This window comes from Mycobacterium vicinigordonae (assembly GCF_013466425.1).
In the GTDB taxonomy this organism is placed as follows: Bacteria; Actinomycetota; Actinomycetes; order Mycobacteriales; family Mycobacteriaceae; genus Mycobacterium; species Mycobacterium vicinigordonae.
Genome location: NZ_CP059165.1, coordinates 3,261,906 through 3,279,738, shown reverse-complemented (window position 1 = coordinate 3,279,738; position 17,833 = coordinate 3,261,906). Strand labels below are relative to the sequence as shown.

Here is a 17,833-nt window from a genome sequence, read left to right as displayed (position 1 = left end):
GAGTCCGTTGTGTCAGAGTGGGTCCGACAGCTGCGGGGCTATTCGTCCCGGCCCGGTAGTTCATCAGACCTGAGAGGCAGGACATGAGTTCGTCGGACTCGTCAACCGCGACCGCCCAGATCGGAGTCACCGGTTTGGCGGTGATGGGCTCGAACCTGGCCCGCAACTTCGCCCGCCACGGGTACACCGTGGCCCTGCACAACCGGTCCGTTGCCAAGACCGACGCGCTGCTGCAAGAGCACGGCTCCGACGGGAACTTCGTGCGCAGCGAGACCATCCCGGAATTCCTTGCCGCACTGGAAAAGCCACGTCGGGTCATCATCATGGTCAAGGCCGGTGACCCGACCGATGCCGTCATCAACGAACTCGCCGACGCCATGGAGGAAGGCGACATCATCATCGACGGCGGTAACGCTCTGTATACCGACACCATCCGTCGGGAGAAAGCGATCCGCGAGCGCGGCCTGCACTTCGTCGGCGCCGGAATCTCCGGAGGAGAGGAAGGCGCGCTCAACGGACCGTCGATCATGCCGGGTGGCCCGGCTGAGTCGTACGAGTCATTGGGTCCGTTGCTCGAGGAGATCTCTGCCCATGTCGACGGTGTGCCCTGCTGCACCCATATCGGCCCGGACGGCGCGGGGCACTTCGTGAAGATGGTGCACAACGGCATCGAGTACTCCGACATGCAGCTGATCGGCGAGGCCTACCAGCTGCTGCGCGATGCCCTCGGCAAGTCCGCCGGCGAGATTGCCGACGTGTTCGATGAATGGAACTCCGGCGACCTGGATAGCTTCCTGGTCGAGATCACCGCGAAGGTGTTGCGGCAGACCGACGCCAAGACCGGCAAACCGCTGGTCGACGTAATCGTCGACGAAGCCGAGCAGAAAGGCACCGGCCGGTGGACGGTGAAGTCCGCGCTGGACCTGGGAGTGCCGGTCACCGGCATCGCCGAGGCGGTGTTCGCTCGGGCACTGTCCGGTTCAGTGCCACAGCGCAAAGCCACCACCGGCTTGGCCTCCGGTGACCTGGGCGCCAAGCCCAGCGATGCGGCTCAGTTCACCGAAGACATCCGGCAGGCGCTCTACGCCTCGAAGATCATCGCCTATGCGCAGGGCTTCAACCAGATTCAGGCCGGCAGCGCCGAGTACGACTGGGGCATCACCCCGGGTGATCTAGCCACCATCTGGCGCGGCGGCTGCATCATCCGGGCCAAGTTCCTCAACCGGATCAAAGAAGCGTTCGACGACGATCCCGATCTGCCGACGCTGATCGTGGCGCCCTACTTCCGTAGCGCGATCGAAGCAGCCATAGACGGCTGGCGCCGGGTCGTGGTAACTGCCACCCGGCTGGGTATCCCGATTCCGGGGTTCTCGTCGGCGCTGTCCTACTACGACGGTCTGCGCACCGAGCGGTTGCCCGCCGCCCTGACCCAGGGTCTGCGCGACTTCTTCGGCGCTCACACCTACGGGCGCACCGACGAGGAACCGGGCAAGAAGTTCCACACCCTGTGGAGCGGAGACCGAAGCGAAGTACCTGCGTAGCGAGCTATCTGAATGAGATTCCTGGACGGGCACCGCCCAGCGTTCGACCTCACCTACAACGATGTATTCATCGTGCCGAATCGGTCGGAGGTGGCGTCGCGGTTCGACGTCGACCTGTCCACCGTGGACGGCTCCGGCACCACCATCCCGGTGGTGGTCGCCAACATGACTGCGGTGGCCGGGCGGCGGATGGCCGAGACAGTGGCCCGTCGCGGCGGCATCGTCATTCTGCCGCAGGACCTGCCGATCCCGGCGGTGCAGCAGATGGTGCAGTTCGTCAAGAGCCGCAACCTGGTGCTCGACACTCCGGTGACGCTGGCGCCCGACGATTCGGTGTCCGACGCCATGGCACTGATCCACAAACGGGCCCACGGCATCGCGGTGGTTGTCTTCGAAGGCCGTCCGATCGGCGTGGTGCGCGAAGAATCGTGCGTCGGCGTGGATCGGTTCGCCCGGGTCCGCGACGTCGCGGCCACAGATTTCGTCACCGCGCCGGTGGGCACCAAGCCACGCAAGATCTACGACCTGCTCGAGCACTCGCCCATCGATGTCGCAGTAGTGACCGCCGACGACGGCGCGCTGGCCGGGGTGCTGACCCGCACCGGGGCGATCCGCACCGGTATCTACAGCCCGGCCGTCGACGAAGCCGGTCGGTTGCGGATCGGTGCTGCAGTGGGTATCAACGGCGACGCGGCCAGCAAGGCGCAGGCGTTGGCCGAGGCCGGGATCGACGTGCTGGTGGTCGACACCGCGCATGGACACCAGGTCAAGACGCTGGAGGCGATCAAGGCGATCGCGGCGCTGGACCTGGGTGTGCCGCTGGTGGCCGGCAACGTGGTCTCGGCGCAGGGAACCCGGGACCTGATCGAGGCCGGCGCCGACATCGTCAAGGTCGGCGTGGGCCCCGGCGCCATGTGCACCACCCGGATGATGACCGGAGTCGGTCGGCCCCAGTTCTCCGCCGTAGTCGAATGCGCCTTCGCCGCAAGGCAATTGGGTGGGCATGTGTGGGCAGACGGCGGAATTCGGCATCCGCGGGACGTGGCGCTGGCGCTGGCCGCCGGCGCGTCCAATGTGATGATCGGGTCGTGGTTCGCCGGCACCTACGAGTCCCCCGGCGATCTGATGCATGACCGCGACGACCAACCGTACAAGGAGAGCTACGGCATGGCGTCCAAGCGGGCGGTGGTCGCCCGAACCGGCGCCGACAGCCCGTTCGATCGCGCGCGCAAAGCACTGTTCGAGGAGGGCATCTCGACTTCGCGGATGGGCCTGGACCCCGACCGTGGCGGCGTCGAGGACCTGATCGACCACATCACGTCCGGGGTCCGCAGCACCTGCACCTACGTGGGTGCGGCGAACCTGGAAGAGTTGCACGAGCGAGCCGTGGTCGGCATCCAGTCGGCGGCGGGGTTCGCCGAGGGCCACCCCTTGCCCACCGGTTGGTGAAAGGCTGATGAACCACTCCAGCACCTTGCTCAGCGTGCTGGCTATTTTGGCGCTCACGTTCGGCACCGCCGTGTTTGTCGCCGCTGAATTCTCGCTGACCGCGCTGGACCGCAGCACCGTGGAGGCCAATGCCCGCACCGGCTCAGGCCGCGACCGATTCATCCGCCGCGCCCACCGACGACTGTCGTTTCAGCTGTCGGGTGCACAGCTGGGTATCTCGATCACCACCCTGGCCACCGGTTATCTGACCGAGCCGTTGGTGGCCAACCTGCCGCACCCGTGGTTCGACGCGCTGGGAATGCCCGACAACCTGGCCGACACCATCATGGCGATTCTGGCGTTGATAGTTGTGACATCGGTGTCGATGGTTTTCGGTGAGCTGGTCCCCAAGTACCTGGGTGTGGCCCGGCCACTGCGGACCGCCCGCGCGGTCGTGCTGCCGCAGTGGTGTTTCTCGGTGCTGTTCACCCCGGCTATCCGGTTGACGAACGGCGCAGCCAACTGGATCGTGCGCCGACTCGGCATCGAGCCCGCCGAGGAGCTGCGTTCGGCCCGCACACCGCAGGAATTGGTGTCGCTGGTACGGACCTCGGCGCGACGCGGTTCGCTGGACGACGTCACCGCTTCGTTGATGCACCGCTCGCTGCAGTTCGGTGCGCTGACGGCCGAGGAGCTGATGACGCCCCGGTCGAAGATCGTCGCTCTGCAGACCGACGACACCGTCGCCGACCTCGTCGCCGCCGTCGCCGACACCGGCTTCTCCCGGTTCCCGGTAGTGCGGGGCGACCTCGACGAAACCGTCGGCATCGTGCACGTCAAGCAGGTCTTCGAAGTGGCGCCCGCCGCCCGGGCCTCCACCCTGTTGACGACGGTCGCCAAACCGGTCGCGGTGGTGCCGTCGACGCTGGACGGCGATGCGGTGATGGCGCAGATCCGGGCGAACCTCCTGCAGACGGCGATGGTTGTCGACGAATACGGCGGCACGGCGGGGATGGTCACCGTCGAGGACCTGATCGAGGAGATCGTCGGTGACGTGCGCGATGAGCACGACGACGCGACGCCGGATGTGGTGAGCTTCGGCAACGGCTGGCGGGTGTCGGGTTTGCTGCGCATCGACGAGGTGGAGACCGCCATCGGCTACCGGGCGCCCGAAGGGCCGTACGAGACGATCGGCGGCCTGGTGCTGCGCGAACTCGGGCACATCCCGGTGGCTGGCGAATCCGTGGAGTTGCCCGCACTCGACCGTGACGGCCTGCCCGACGAGTCAGTGCGCTGGCAGGCCAAAGTGGTGCAGCTGGACGGACGTCGAATCGACCAGCTCGAACTCTGTGAGCTACCCGCCGCGAGCGGGAGCGCGCGATGAACCCGGTGCCGGCGGTGCTGTTGGCGATTCTGCTGATAGCGCTCAACGCCTTCTTTGTGGGGGCCGAGTTCGCCATGATCTCGGCCCGGCGGGACCGCTTGGAGGCGCTGGCCGAACAGGGCCGGGCCAGCGCGGTGACGGTGATCCGCGCCGGTGAGCAGCTGCCGGCGATGCTGGCCGGGGCGCAGCTGGGCGTTACCGTGTCATCGCTGCTGCTGGGCCGGATCGCCGAACCGGCGGCGGCCGAGGTGCTGAGCACCGTGTTCGGTTTGGCCGGGCTTTATCCCGCGCTGGTGCACACCCTGGCGTTCGTGGTCGCGCTGGCCCTGGTGGTGACACTGCACGTGCTGCTGGGCGAGATGGTGCCCAAGAACATTGCGCTCGCCGGCCCGGAGCGCACTGCGATGTTGCTGGTCCCGGCGTATCTGCCGTACGTGCGGGCCGCGCGACCGATCATCGTGCTGTACAACAAGTGCGCCAACGGCATCCTGCGGCTGCTGGGGGTAGAGCCCAAGGACGAACTCGATATCACCGTTTCCACGGTGGAGTTGTCCGAGATGATCGCCGAGTCGCTCTCCGAAGGTCTGCTCGACGCGGAGGAGCACATCCGGTTGACGCTTGCGTTGCGGGTGCGCACCCGGGTGGTCGGCGACGTTGCTGTTCCGCTGGCTAAGGTCCACACGGTGCCGGTGGCGGCTGAAGGGTCGGGCCCGACCATCGGCGCAATTGAGGAAGCGCTGGCGCAGACCGGCTACTCCCGTTTCCCGGTGGTGGACCGGGATGGGGATTACCTCGGCTACCTGCACATCAAGGATGTGTTGGCGCTGGGAACAGATCCCGCGACGGTGATCGACCTTGCACTGGTGCGCCCCTTACCACGGGTATCGCAATTGCTCGGCCTCCCAGAAGCGCTCTCCCGGATGCGTCGCAGCAACAGCCACCTGGCGCTGGTCACCGCCGGTGACGGTGAGGACGGCGCCGCCAAGAACACGGCGCGGAACCAGGTGGTGGCGATGGTGGCGCTCGAGGATCTGGTGGAAGACTTGCTCGGCAGCATGCGCGACGGGGCGCCCGCGTCGGATCAGCGGGCCGTATGATCTGAGCGGCCGCGGGTACCAGAACAGCGCGAAGGGAACGAATTCCCCGGTGCTCTCGTTGCCACCAAGCTATTGGAGGGGCCCGCGGAATGTGCCGCGGGAGCGGCTCTTAGCGCGCCGCGACCTGGCAGCCCAGCTTGGCCGGGCTAGGATCATCGGTGCTCGTCAGGTTACCGCTGGGTAGGCTGACAGTAGCTGATCCGGGGTCCGATGACGGTGCGCGCGGGCTGATGAAGGGCCATGAAAGGCCGTTACGGAGGAGAACGATGACTGAGCGTGTGTCGGCAGGCAACCTGCGGGTTGCCCGGGTTTTGTACGACTTCGTGAACAACGAGGCCCTGCCCGGCACGGGCATCGACCCGGACAGCTTCTGGGCCGGTGTGGACAAGGTGGTGACCGATCTCACCCCGCGTAACCAGGAATTGCTGGCGACCCGCGACGAGCTGCAAGCCCAGATCGACAAGTGGCACCGCTTGCGGGTGCTTGAGCCGCTCGACCTGGAGGCCTACCAGCAGTTCCTCACCGAGATCGGCTACCTGCAGCCCGAACCGGCCGACTTCACCATCACCACCTCCGGTGTCGACGACGAGATCACCGCGACCGCTGGCCCGCAGTTGGTGGTGCCGGTGCTCAACGCACGGTTCGCGCTCAATGCGGCCAACGCACGCTGGGGTTCGCTGTACGACGCCCTGTACGGCACCGACGTCATCCCGGAAGACGACGGGGCCGAGAAGGGCTCGGGCTACAACAAGGTGCGCGGCGACAAGGTGATCGCCTATGCCCGGAATTTCCTGGACGGCGCTGTCCCGCTCGCGTCGGGGTCCTGGGCGGATGCCAGCGGCTTGAGCATTGTCGACGGTGCGCTGCAGATCGAGGTCGGTGGTCAGGCCACCGAGTTGGCCAGCCCGGAGAAGTTCGTCGGCTACAGCGGCGAACTCGGCTCCCCCAACTGGTCGGTGTTGCTGGTTAACAACGGACTGCATATCGAGATCCTGATCGACCCCGAGTCGCCGATCGGCAAGACCGACGCCGCCGGAATCAAGGACGTGGTGCTCGAGTCGGCGATCACCACGATCATGGACTTCGAGGACTCCGTTGCCGCGGTCGACGCCGACGACAAGGTGCTCGGCTACCGCAACTGGCTGGGGCTCAACAAGGGTGACCTGGCCGAAGAGGTCAGCAAGGACGGCAAGTCGTTCACTCGCAAGCTCAATGCCGACCGCACCTACACCACACCGGACGGCAGCGGCGAACTCACACTGCCCGGGCGCAGCCTGATGTTCGTGCGCAACGTCGGCCACTTGATGACCAACGACGCAATCGTCGATGCCGACGGGAACGAAATCCCCGAGGGTATCCAGGACGCTCTGTTCACCGGTCTGACCGCTATCCACGGATTGAAGGGCAACGACGACAACGGTCCGCTGGTTAATAGCCGCACCGGTTCGGTGTACATCGTCAAGCCCAAGATGCATGGCCCCGACGAGGTCGCCTTCACCTGCGAGCTGTTCAGCCGCGTCGAAGACGTCCTGGGATTGCCGCAGTCCACCCTCAAGGTCGGCATCATGGACGAGGAGCGCCGCACAACGGTGAACCTCAAGGCGTGCATCAAGGCCGCCGCCGACCGCGTGGTCTTCATCAACACCGGTTTCCTCGACCGGACCGGCGATGAGATCCACACTTCCATGGAGGCGGGTCCGATGATCCGCAAGGGTGCGATGAAGAACACCACCTGGATCAAGGCCTACGAGGACGCCAACGTCGACACCGGGCTGGCCACCGGTTTCGCCGGCAAAGCCCAAATCGGTAAAGGCATGTGGGCGATGACGGAGCTGATGGCTGACATGGTCGAGCAGAAGATCGGCCAGCCGAAGGCCGGCGCCACCACCGCGTGGGTGCCGTCGCCGACGGCCGCGACGCTGCACGCCATGCACTACCACCAGGTGGACGTTTTCGCGGTGCAGAAGGAGCTCGAAGGCAAGCGGCGCACCACCATAGCGGAACTGCTCACCGTTCCCCTGGCCAAGGAGTTGGCCTGGGCGCCCGAGGAGATCCGCGAAGAGGTCGACAACAACTGCCAGTCCATCCTCGGTTACGTGGTGCGCTGGATCGACCAGGGCGTGGGCTGTTCGAAGGTGCCCGACATCCACAACGTGGCGCTGATGGAGGACCGTGCGACGCTGCGCATCTCCAGCCAGCTGCTGGCCAACTGGCTGCGGCACGGCGTGATCACCGCCGAAGACGTGCGTGCCAGCCTGGAACGGATGGCGCCGCTGGTGGACAAGCAGAACGAGGGCGACTCGGCGTACCTTCCGATGGCGCCAAACTTCGACGACAGCATCGCCTTCCTGGCTGCTCAGGAGCTCATTCTGTCCGGTGGTCAGCAGCCTAACGGCTACACCGAGCCGATCCTGCACCGCCGTCGTCGGGAATTTAAAGCTCGCGCCGGCGCGTAGTCAGCCCACCGAGGGGCGGCAACCTGCACAGGATTTCAAGGAGAGGACGCAGAGACCGGCATGGGTAGGCACAGCAAGCCCGACCCCGACGACTCCCTACCCGAAGACGAACCGTACGACCAGAGCTCGCAGTATCAGGAGCATGGCGGCGAGGCCGGCACCGGGGAGGGCGTCGAGCCCGCCGAAGCGCTGGACTACGGGTATCCGGGACCTGCCGGAGACGAGTACCCCGCCCCGAGCCGCTACACCGACGACGACTTCTTCGCGGCCGAAGACAGCTTCACCGACCGCGGCGAGGACCTCTCGCAGTATCCGGTTGGCGGCGAGTACGCCGCGGCCGACGGCGACGACTACCCCGATTTCGGCACGCGGCCGGAAAGCACCGAATCACCGGTACCGGCCGCGGCCACGCCTGCTTCCCGGCTTAGCGCCGCTCATCGGGGCCTGGCCAGTTGGCAGGGCGGCCACCGCAGCACCAGCGGCCGTCGCGGAGTCAGCATTGGGGTGATCGTGGCCCTGATCACCGTCATCGTCGTGGTCGCCGGGGTGATCCTGTGGCGCTTCTTCGGTGGCTCCCACGACGCGCAGTCCGCCTCGGCGCGCTGCTTGGCCGGAAAGGATTCGGTTGCCGTACTGGCCGATCCCACCATCGTCGACGTGGTCAAACAGCTGGCCGAGGACTACAACGCGCAGGCCGGGCCGATCGGTGACCGGTGTGTGCCGGTAACGGTCAAATCGGCCGGCGCCGACGCGGTCATCAGCGGTTTCATCGGCAAATGGCCCGCCGACCTCGGCAACCAACCGGGCCTGTGGATTCCCGGCAGCTCCATCTCCGCCGCGCGCCTAGCCGGCGCCGTTGGGCCGAAGACCATCAGCGACAGCCGGTCGCTGGTGACCTCGCCGGTGCTGCTGGCCATCCGGCCCGAGTTCCAGCCGGTGCTGGCCAAACAGGACTGGGCCGCGCTACCCGGCCTGCAGACCAACCCGACGTCGATGGCCGGCCTGAACCAGCCGTCCTGGGGTTCACTGCGGCTGGCCATGCCGATCACCGGCAACGGCGACGCGTCGTATCTGGCTGGTGAGGCGATCGCGGCGGCGTCAGTGCCCGCCGGCGCACCGCCGACCGATGGTGGCGGTGCGGCGCGCACCCTGATGAGTGCCCAACCCAAGCTGTCCGACGACTCGCTGAACGAGGCGTTCAACGCGCTACTCAAGCCAGGCGCCAAAGCCGACGAAGTGGCCGCGGCGCCGGTACATGCGGTGGTCACCACCGAGCAGCAGTTGTACCAGCGCGGTCAATCGACTCCGGACGCCAAGAGCAAACTGACCTCGTGGACGCCGCCGGGGCCGGTTCCGGTGGCTGACTACCCGACGGTGCTGCTCAGCGGAACCTGGTTGTCGCAGGAGCAGACAACAGCCGCGAGCGCGTTCTCGCGGTTCATGCGCACCCCCGAACAGCAGGCCAGGCTGGCCAAGGCCGGCTTCCGGGCGAAAGACGTCAAGCCACCGAGCAGCCCGGTGACCAGTTTCGGGCCACTGTCGGCCACCTTGTCCGTCGGTGATGACGCCACTCGCGCCACGCTGGCCGACACCATGGCTACGTCGTCGAGCGGTGTAGCGGCGACCATCATGCTCGACCAGTCCTTGCCGACCGACGACGGCGGCGGCAAGACCCGGCTGGCTAACGTAGTCGCGGCGCTGAGCAGCAGGATCAAGGCGCTGCCCCCCACCGCGGTGATTGGACTGTGGACCTTCGACGGCCACGAGGGCCGTTCTGAGGTAGCCGCAGGGCCGCTGGCCGACCAGCTCAACGGGCAACCCCGCACCGCGGCGCTCACCGCGGCGCTGGACCGGCAGTATTCGTCGGGCGGCGGTGCCGTGTCCTTCACCACGCTGCGAATGATCTACCAGGAAATGAAGACGAATTACCATGCTGGCCAAGCGAATTCAATTCTCGTGATCACCGGTGGGCCGCACACCGACCAGTCCTTGGATGGGCCGGGGCTGCAGGAATTCATCAGGACGGCGGCCGATCCGGCGAAACCGATCGCGGTCAACATCATCGACTTCGGCGGGGACCCGGACCGGGCCACCTGGGAAGCGGTTGCCAAGCTGAGCGGCGGCAGCTACCAGAACCTGCCGAGTTCGGCCACACCCGCGCTGGCGTCGGCGGTCAACGACTTCCTGAGCTGACCTCGTGAGCTGAGCCGGCGCGGGTTCAGGCGAACGCCTCGATCGGCGGGCAGGAACACACCAGGTTCCGGTCGCCGTAGGCGCCGTCGATGCGCCGCACCGGCGGCCATACCTTGGTCCGGAACGCCTTGCCCAGCGGGTAGGCCGCTTCCTCCCGGGTGTAGGGGTGGTCCCAGTCGGACACCAGCAAGCACTCCGCGGTGTGCGGGGCACCGCGCAGCGGATTGTCGTCCACCGGCCACTCCCCCGTGCCGACCCGGTCGATCTCACCGCGAATTCCGATCATGGCCTCGCAGAACGCGTCTACCTCGGCCAGACTCTCGCTCTCGGTGGGCTCCACCATCAACGTGCCGGCCACCGGGAAACTCATGGTCGGCGCGTGAAAACCGTAGTCCGCCAAGCGTTTCGCAACATCGTCGACGGTTACGCCGGTGGCCTTGGTGATGCCGCGAAGATCCAGGATGCATTCGTGGGCGACCATGCCGTTCTCGCCGGTGTAGAGCACCGGGAAATACTCGTCGAGCCGGCGGGCGATGTAGTTCGCCGAGGCAATCGCGGTCAACGAAGCCGCCCGCAGGCCGTCGCCACCCATCATCCGGATGTAAGACCAGCTGATCGGCAGGATCGAGGCCGACCCGTAGGGTGCCGACGACACCGGATGCCCTGACGGCAGTTCTGGAGCGTACGGGTGCCCCGGCAGGAACGGCGCCAGATGGGAGCGCACCGCAACCGGCCCGACTCCCGGCCCGCCGCCACCGTGCGGGATACAGAACGTCTTGTGCAGGTTCAAATGGCTGACGTCGCCACCGAACTTGCCCGGTCTGGCCAGCCCTACCAGCGCATTGAGGTTGGCGCCGTCGACGTACACCTGACCGCCGGCGTCGTGCACGGCCGCGCAGATATCGGCGATGTCGTGTTCGTAGACGCCGTGCGTGGACGGGTAGGTGATCATCAGCGCCGACAGGCGTTCGGCGTGTTCGCCGACCTTGGTGCGCAGGTCGTCGAGGTCGACGTCGCCGTTCTCATGACAGCTCACCACGACGACGCGCATCCCCGCCAGCGCGGCCGAGGCGGCATTGGTGCCGTGCGCGCTGGACGGGATCAGACAGATGTCGCGATGCGGTTCACCCCGGCTGGCGTGGTATTCGTGAATGGCCAGCAGGCCCGCGTACTCCCCCTGCGAACCCGCATTGGGCTGCAACGAGACGTCGTCGTAGCCGGTGATTGCCACCAGCCAGTTCTCCAGGTCGGCGATGAGCCGACGCAGACCGGGGGTGTCGGACGCAGGCGCGAAAGGGTGTTGACGCCCGAACTCGGGCCAGGTGATGGATTCCATCTCGGCGGCGGCGTTCAGCTTCATCGTGCATGAACCGAGCGGAATCATGCTCCGGTCCAAGGCGATGTCCTTGTCCGCCAGGGTGCGTAGGTAGCGCATCATCGACGTCTCGGTGCGGTACTTCGTGAAGGCAGGATGGGTGAGGAATTCCGTGGTCCGCGTGGTGATGTCAACGTGTACCGGCTCGGTGGCGTCGACACCGAAAGCTTGCAACACCGCCCCGACGTGCGCGTCGGTGGTGGCCTCGTCGCAGGCCACCGAGACGTGGTCGGCGTCCACGCGCCACAGATTGATGCCGTTGGCCTTGGCGGCGGCCACCACCTCGTCGGCGCGGCCGGGTACCCGGGCCAGCACGGTGTCGAAGTATGTGCCGTGCACCAGCGATTCATCGAGCGCGGTGGCGATCGCCTCGGCGTGGCCGTGTACCCGGCGGGCGATCGCGCTGAGGCCCTCCGCACCGTGGTAGCTGGCATACATCGCGGCCATCACCGCAAGCAGCACCTGCGCGGTGCAGATATTGCTGGTCGCCTTGTCGCGGCGGATGTGCTGTTCACGGGTCTGCAGCGCCAGCCGGTAGGCCGGCGTGCCGTCGGTGTCGACGGACACCCCCACCAGGCGCCCCGGCAGCTGCCGGGCGTGCTTGGCGTGCACCGCCAGATACCCGGCGTGCGGGCCGCCGAATCCCATTGGTACACCGAATCGTTGGGTGGTACCGAACGCGACGTCAGCGCCGATCTCACCCGGCGGGGTGATCAGCGTCAGCGCCAACAGGTCGGCACCGACGGCCACCAGCGCACCCCGGCCGTGGGCCTGTTGGATCAGCTCGCTCCAGTCGGTGATCCGGCCGCTGGCCCCGGGCAACTGGACCACCACGCCGAAGAACTCACCCTCGGGGAGCCCGTCACGCAGGTCAGCGGTGACGATCTCGATGCCCAGCGGCTTGGCCCTTGTCGCCAGTATCGCCGCGGTCTGGGCGAATACGTCGACATCTACGAGCAGGCGCCCAGCCCCCTTGCCGCGGAATGCGCGGTGCATCAGCGTCATGGCCTCGGCGGCGGCAGTGCCCTCGTCGAGCATGGATGCGTTGGCGATCTCGAGGCCGGTCAGGTCGGTGACCATGGTCTGGAAGTTCAGCAGTGCCTCCAACCGACCCTGGCTGATCTCCGGCTGGTACGGCGTATAGGCGGTGTACCAGGCCGGGTTTTCCATGATGTTGCGCAGCAGTACCGGCGGGGTCAGGGTGTCGTAGTAGCCCTGCCCGATCATCGACACCGCGACGGTGTTGCTGTCGGCGAGTTCGTGCAGTTCGGTCAGTGCCTCGCCCTCGGTGGCGGCCGGCGGCAGCCGGTCCAGACCCGGGGCGGCTCCTGAGGTGTCCAGCTTGTCGAGGATGCCCGTCGGGACCGCCTTGGCGGCCAGGGCGTCGAGCGAGTCGACGCCGATGACCTCGAGCATGGTGGCGACGGCGTCACGGTCCAGGCCGATGTGCCGGTCTGCGAACTTCGGATGATCGGACACGAATGGGCTCCTATACGAGGCAGAGGACTAGCGGCCCTCTCCCTCTGTCTTCACCCGTTGCACCGAGCGCCTGAGAGATTCGGCGCCGGCAGGCGCCTTTCCCCATCGGCGGGTGAGGACCCGCTTGGGGTCGTCACCGCTTTCCAGAGGCATCGTTGTCCGGCGCGGTCCTGGTGCCTGAGAGGTTGACGGAGAGGTATTGCTCCTTCGGCGTCTGTGGCTGGCGGCCACAGAACTCTCCCGCGCGAGAGCGATGCGGGATCCAGTTTACGCTGCTGCGTAGTCAGCCGATCTTGCGGTCGCGGTGCTTGCGACGGGAAGCCAGCTCATCCTCGGGGGCCGCGATTGATTCGCCTCCGTCGGCACGCTCGCCGGGAAAGTCGGCGATCACGCCGGTCAGCTCGCGCATGGCGCCGGACACGGCGATGCCGAACACACCCTGGCCGCCCTGCAACAGGTCAACCACCTCCTCGGCCGAAGTGCACTCGTACACGCTGGTGCCGTCGGAGAACAGGGTGATGTTGGCCAGATCCTGCACGCCGCGCTGGCGCAGATGGTCGACTGCGACGCGGATGTTGTGCAGCGAAATCCCGGTGTCGAGCAGACGCTTTACGATCTTGAGAACCAGGATGTCCTTGAAGGAGTAGAGCCGCTGGCTGCCCGAACCGGCCGCCCCCCTAATCGATGGCACCACCAGTGAGGTGCGGGCCCAGTAGTCCAGCTGACGGTAGGTGATCCCGGCGATCTGGCACGCGCTCGGTCCCCGGTAACCCACCAGTTCGTCGGGCACGGAATCGTCGGGGAACAGCCCGGGCTGCACGGATTCGGCGGCTGTGGGGCCGCTCTGGGTGCTTGAAGTGGCGGTCCGGTCGGCAAGATCCAACTGTTCTTGACGTGGCTGCTCGCTCACGGTGCGTCCTCTCGCCGATCGCGCTGTGGTCAAAAGCTGCGGCACTGGCTGCCCCAACAGCCACGCTATCTCAGGTCCGAGTGATTAGAGAGCATACGCTGTTCGGTGGCTGCCGTGCTCCGGGTTGATCATCAACTCGTCATCAAAGTATGGCTGCCGGCTCGATGAGTGGGCGTTATCCCGCTGGCGTGTCGACAATCCGTTGTGTGATATGAGACGCATCCGTGACGTTCGGTGGGTACCGGCGGGGGGCCGGCTAGGTCGCCTTGAAGTCGTCCGGTGAGACGCTGTCGAGGAACTCCTTGAATTTTTCCACCTCGTCTTCCCGGACGGCTGTTCCGGCCTCCTCATCGCCCTCGTCGGGAATCAGCAGACCGGCAGCGGCCAGCACCGACTCCTCGACGTAAATCGGCACGTTGACCCGCAACGCGATCGCCACCGAGTCCGAGGGCCGGGCGGACACCTTGATGTCGCGGTCGAAGATCAGGTCCGCGTAGAAGGTGCCCTCCTGCAGGTCCACGATGCGCACCTCTTTGAGCGAATGCCCAAGCGCAGCAATAAGATCCCTGATTAGGTCATGGGTCAGCGGCCGCGGCGGCTCCACGCCCTGCTGCTCCAACGCAATAGCCGCGGCCTCCGACTGGCCGATCCAGATCGGTAGATAGCGGTCACCGTCGGTCTCGCGCAGCAGCAGAACCGGCTGGTTCTGCGGTTGCTCTACGCGAATGCCGACAACACGAACTTCACCCATCTGTGTCTGCCCTCCGCACGCCGCAATGTCCGCTTCAGGGCTCGGTGCTCCGACCGGGAAAACGGCCGAAAAACGACGTGGTGCACATGGCCTGACCCGGGGGTTTAGCGACCATGCCGTCGAACACCAAGCTGTCGTCCGAAGTCTAGTCCTCACCGCTGCAGAACGTCGCGAACGGCGGACTTGATCAGCGAGGTGTGCAACGTGATCGCCAGCGCGGCCACCTCGCGGGCCAGATCGTCGGCACGGTCACGCGCGCCCGCCTTGTCGGCCTTGACCAGCGGCCCGGCGATCTGCGCGATCAGGTCCGACTGCCGGTCGGCCGCGGACCGGAAGGCCCGCAGATGCCGCGGCTCGACACCGTAATCGGCCAGCGCACGGGCACATTGGAGGATCACAACCGCGTGTTCGTCGAAGAAGCCACCCGGCCCGGTGGTGATCACCCCCGCTTTGAGCAGTGCGCTCAATAGGGCGTCGTCGACTCCGGAGCGCTCCAGCAGCGCTTCCCGACTGAGCCGTGCGCCGATGGGTGACCCGGCGCCTGCGTCGGAGCTGGCGGTGGAATCGTCGTTGTTCACCGACACCAAACGCGGTACCCCGTAAGGAGATCCGATCGGGGGCAGTTCGCCGTCGGGCAGGGCATCGAGCTGGGCGCGAATCACCTTCAGCGGCAGGTAGTGATCGCGCTGTGCGGTCAGGATGAAGCGCAGCCGCGCACAGTCGTAGGCATTGAACCGGCGATAACCCGATGCCGCGCGCTGCGGCGTCACCAACCCTTCGGCCTCCAAGAAGCGAATCTTGGAGATCGTGACATCGGGGAAGTCGGGTCGCAGCAGGTCCAGGACCGCCCCGATCGACATCCCGGTGAGTGCCGGGCTATCGGGTGCGCTCACTAGCCTCCCGATCCCCCGTCGTCGTCACCCTTGGGTCCGGTCAAAAAGACCAACCGGAACTTGCCGATCTGAACTTCGTCGCCGTTGGCCAGTACGGCGGAATCAACCGGCTCTCGGTTGACGTAGGTGCCGTTGAGGCTGCCGACGTCAACAACGTTGAACTCGCCGCCCTCCAAACGGAATTCGGCGTGCCGACGACTCACGGTGACGTCGTCTAGGAAAATATCGCTGTCGGGGTGCCGCCCGGCAGACGTGATGGCCTGATCCAGCAGAAAGCGCGAACCGGCGTTGGGTCCGCGTTTGACGACCAGCAACGCCGAGCCGGCCGGAAGTCCCTCCACTCCCGACACCGAACTTTCGGTGCCCGCTTGGGCGGGGGCGTCCAATTCGTTGAGGAAGTCGGCGCGAAAGACCGAGGTCGTCTCCACCGTGACTTCGTCGCCCTGGTCGTGTCCGCTTGCTGAGTCCATGTCCGTCACCCGCTGCTCCTCACTGGCCGCTGTGGCGTTGCCTGACCGGGCCGGGCGGCCCGCTTCCTACTCGGATCTAGCGTCTGTACTGCTCGTTACTGCTCTAGCGCTTCAAGTACCGACCGTACCGCGCACGGATTCGCGATGTGCCGACCACTGCAGGATCGTAAGCCCGACACCCCGGCTTCACCTAGATCCCCTGAACGATCTCTGGGATCCGCGATTCGTCCCGCAACGCTTTCGGGACCTTAGCAATCGTCATTCGGCTAATGTGCCGCGGTAGGCCTCAGCGTCGAGAAGTCCGGCGATGGCAGTGTCCAGCGTGGCGGTGTCGCCGGCATCGACCTGGAGTTCGAGCAGCCAGCCGTCCCCGTAGGGGTCCGAGTTAATCAGTTGTGGACTGCCTTCCAGCTCACCGTTGACCGCGGAGACCTTTCCGGAGACCGGGGCGTAGAGGTCCGAGACCGACTTGGTGGACTCCACCTCGCCGAACGAGTCACCCGCGGTGAACTCGGTGCCGACGTCGGGCAGCTGAACGAAGACGACATCTCCGAGCGCCGATTGCGCGAAATCGGTGATCCCGACCCGGACGGTGTCGTCCCCGCTGCGGCGAACCCACTCGTGTTCGGCGGTGTAGTGCAGATCGGACGGGATTTCGGTCACGGTGATCCTGTTCTGGTCGTGGGCTAGTTCACTTGACGGGCTGAGCGTATTGGCGTGTTTTCGGTTGCCGCAAGGTAGTCACCTCGACACGGTCGGCCTGCTGGACCGACATGCGTGCACCGACCCGTTTCACACTGTCCTCGGCCCCGCCGGGGATGTTCATCGCGGCCGCCAGTGTCGGTGGATCGCCAATGGCCAGAAGCGAATACGGCGGAGCGAACGTTTTACTGTCGATGGTCAGCGAACCGGCGGTACCGACCACCCAGGTGTCGACTCCCACCCGGATGGACTGGTGCGCGTCATTGATCTCGATCGCTTCGGCGCCCGCGGCACGCAGCTCGTTGATCACGTCGAGCATCACCTCCGGGGCCACTCCGGGGCCGGGGTCCTCGATCTTGATCACGACGCCAGGCCCAGTCGCGCCGACCGCGCCGACCAGGATGGACAGGGCGGCCAGTCGCGCCTGCGCGTTCTCGATCGCGGCCTGGTCGTTGCTGCCCGATGCCTGCAGTGCGTTCAGGGTGTTCTGCAGATCGGCGACTTCGGTGCTCAGCGTCGCCTCCCGCTGTCGCAGCGAGTCCAGCAGGACCAACAGGTCTGCAGGGCGGGCGGTTTCCAGGGAGTCGCCGGACTCGTTCTGGCGGACCTGGGTGACGATCGCGACCCCCAGCACCAGGCACAGCAACACGGCCAACGTTCCGAACGCCAGCCGGGACCGGCCGCCGCCCAGGAACGCTTTGAGGCCCCGCGAGCGAGCGGGCCGGTCGCTGGGCAGCTCGTGGCGCCCACGGCGTACCGCCGGTGTCGTCTTACCGCCGGGTTCGGCCTCGCCTGCGTCGTCGGACTCGGACGTCATCCGGTCACGCCCCGAACAGGCGACGCCGCAGTGCCGCCGCGTTGCCGAAGATCCTGATTCCCAGCACCACGATGATTGCGGTGGACAACTGGGTGCCGACGCCCAACTGATCACCGACGTAGACGATCAGCGCCGCCACCAGAACGTTGAAGACGAACGAGATGACGAACACCTTCGGGTCGAAGATTCGCTCGAGGTAGGCGCGCAGGCCGCCGAATACCGCGTCGAGCGCAGCGACCACGGCGATCGGCAGATACGGCTGGATGACCTCGGGAACGCTGGGATGAAAGATCAGGCCCAGCACGATGCCGATGGCAAGGGCGGCGATACCGATCAT

General features: G+C 66.3%; 14 protein-coding genes and 2 riboswitches. Of the genes, 6 read left to right on the top strand and 8 right to left on the bottom strand.

Translation table 11 applies throughout. From position 1 onward, the window contains the following. The first annotated feature begins 83 nt into the window (after window positions 1-83). The 6 genes from gndA (at window position 84) to H0P51_RS14730 (ending at window position 10,099) form a co-directional block, all read left to right on the top strand. Complete coding sequence (gndA, locus tag H0P51_RS14755; RefSeq protein WP_180913566.1) at window positions 84-1,541, top strand: NADP-dependent phosphogluconate dehydrogenase; 1,458 nt, start codon at window positions 84-86, stop codon at window positions 1,539-1,541. Between the two features lie 12 nt (window positions 1,542-1,553). After that, on the top strand, window positions 1,554-2,990 hold the full coding sequence (locus tag H0P51_RS14750) for a GuaB1 family IMP dehydrogenase-related protein (RefSeq protein ID WP_180913565.1): 1,437 nt from the start codon (window positions 1,554-1,556) through the stop codon (window positions 2,988-2,990). A gap of 7 nt (window positions 2,991-2,997) precedes the next feature. Further along, entirely contained in the window at window positions 2,998-4,353 is a 1,356-nt protein-coding gene (locus H0P51_RS14745) for a hemolysin family protein (protein WP_180913564.1), read from the top strand. Beyond that, the gene (locus tag H0P51_RS14740) at window positions 4,350-5,450 is read left to right on the top strand and encodes a hemolysin family protein (protein ID WP_180913563.1); all 1,101 of its coding nucleotides are present in this window, start codon (window positions 4,350-4,352) and stop codon (window positions 5,448-5,450) included. Before H0P51_RS14745 ends, H0P51_RS14740 begins: the two co-directional genes overlap by 4 nt. A 266-nt stretch (window positions 5,451-5,716) precedes the next feature. Next, a complete protein-coding gene (locus H0P51_RS14735; protein WP_180913562.1) occupies window positions 5,717-7,906 on the top strand; it encodes a malate synthase G in 2,190 nt (729 codons plus the stop codon). Window positions 7,907-7,966: 60 nt separating this feature from the next. After that, complete coding sequence (locus tag H0P51_RS14730) at window positions 7,967-10,099, top strand: substrate-binding domain-containing protein (protein WP_180913561.1); 2,133 nt, start codon at window positions 7,967-7,969, stop codon at window positions 10,097-10,099. A 25-nt stretch (window positions 10,100-10,124) separates the two neighbouring features. Here the strand turns inward: H0P51_RS14730 and gcvP are convergent, their stop codons facing one another. The 8 genes from gcvP to H0P51_RS14690 form a co-directional block, all read right to left on the bottom strand. After that, window positions 10,125-12,953: an aminomethyl-transferring glycine dehydrogenase gene (gene gcvP / locus H0P51_RS14725; protein ID WP_180913560.1), complete on the bottom strand. Its 2,829-nt coding sequence runs from the start codon at window positions 12,951-12,953 to the stop codon at window positions 10,125-10,127. Window positions 12,954-12,987: 34 nt separating this feature from the next. After that, a riboswitch (glycine riboswitch) is annotated at window positions 12,988-13,108 on the bottom strand. Then, a riboswitch (glycine riboswitch) is annotated at window positions 13,109-13,206 on the bottom strand. It lies immediately after the preceding riboswitch. Between the two features lie 30 nt (window positions 13,207-13,236). Continuing rightward, window positions 13,237-13,863 (bottom strand): MerR family transcriptional regulator, encoded by a 627-nt coding sequence (locus H0P51_RS14720; RefSeq protein ID WP_180913559.1) that lies wholly within the window; start codon window positions 13,861-13,863, stop codon window positions 13,237-13,239. A 256-nt stretch (window positions 13,864-14,119) separates the two neighbouring features. Beyond that, window positions 14,120-14,614, bottom strand: a complete 495-nt coding sequence (locus H0P51_RS14715) for a bifunctional nuclease family protein (RefSeq protein WP_180913558.1) — start codon at window positions 14,612-14,614, stop codon at window positions 14,120-14,122. Between the two features lie 152 nt (window positions 14,615-14,766). Then, the gene (gene ftsR / locus H0P51_RS14710; RefSeq protein ID WP_180913557.1) at window positions 14,767-15,507 is read right to left on the bottom strand and encodes a transcriptional regulator FtsR; all 741 of its coding nucleotides are present in this window, start codon (window positions 15,505-15,507) and stop codon (window positions 14,767-14,769) included. Then, window positions 15,507-15,977 (bottom strand): glycogen accumulation regulator GarA, encoded by a 471-nt coding sequence (gene garA / locus H0P51_RS14705; protein ID WP_180918984.1) that lies wholly within the window; start codon window positions 15,975-15,977, stop codon window positions 15,507-15,509. Before garA ends, ftsR begins: the two co-directional genes overlap by 1 nt. Window positions 15,978-16,235: 258 nt before the next feature. Next, window positions 16,236-16,640 (bottom strand): glycine cleavage system protein GcvH, encoded by a 405-nt coding sequence (gcvH, locus tag H0P51_RS14700; RefSeq protein ID WP_180913556.1) that lies wholly within the window; start codon window positions 16,638-16,640, stop codon window positions 16,236-16,238. Between the two features lie 28 nt (window positions 16,641-16,668). Beyond that, on the bottom strand, window positions 16,669-17,496 hold the full coding sequence (locus H0P51_RS14695) for a DUF881 domain-containing protein (protein ID WP_180913555.1): 828 nt from the start codon (window positions 17,494-17,496) through the stop codon (window positions 16,669-16,671). A 4-nt stretch (window positions 17,497-17,500) separates the two neighbouring features. After that, complete coding sequence (locus H0P51_RS14690) at window positions 17,501-17,833, bottom strand: small basic family protein (RefSeq protein ID WP_180913554.1); 333 nt, start codon at window positions 17,831-17,833, stop codon at window positions 17,501-17,503.

Coding starts and splice junctions, on each gene's coding strand:
- H0P51_RS14695 (WP_180913555.1), bottom strand. CDS start 17,496: ATGACGTCCGAGTCCGACGACGCAGGCGAGGCCGAACCCGGCGGTAAG.
- H0P51_RS14715 (WP_180913558.1), bottom strand. CDS start 14,614: ATGGGTGAAGTTCGTGTTGTCGGCATTCGCGTAGAGCAACCGCAGAAC.
- gndA (WP_180913566.1), top strand. CDS start 84: ATGAGTTCGTCGGACTCGTCAACCGCGACCGCCCAGATCGGAGTCACC.
- H0P51_RS14690 (WP_180913554.1), bottom strand. CDS start 17,833: ATGATCGGTATCGCCGCCCTTGCCATCGGCATCGTGCTGGGCCTGATC.
- H0P51_RS14750 (WP_180913565.1), top strand. CDS start 1,554: ATGAGATTCCTGGACGGGCACCGCCCAGCGTTCGACCTCACCTACAAC.
- H0P51_RS14730 (WP_180913561.1), top strand. CDS start 7,967: ATGGGTAGGCACAGCAAGCCCGACCCCGACGACTCCCTACCCGAAGAC.
- H0P51_RS14740 (WP_180913563.1), top strand. CDS start 4,350: ATGAACCCGGTGCCGGCGGTGCTGTTGGCGATTCTGCTGATAGCGCTC.
- H0P51_RS14745 (WP_180913564.1), top strand. CDS start 2,998: ATGAACCACTCCAGCACCTTGCTCAGCGTGCTGGCTATTTTGGCGCTC.
- garA (WP_180918984.1), bottom strand. CDS start 15,977: ATGGACTCAGCAAGCGGACACGACCAGGGCGACGAAGTCACGGTGGAG.
- H0P51_RS14735 (WP_180913562.1), top strand. CDS start 5,717: ATGACTGAGCGTGTGTCGGCAGGCAACCTGCGGGTTGCCCGGGTTTTG.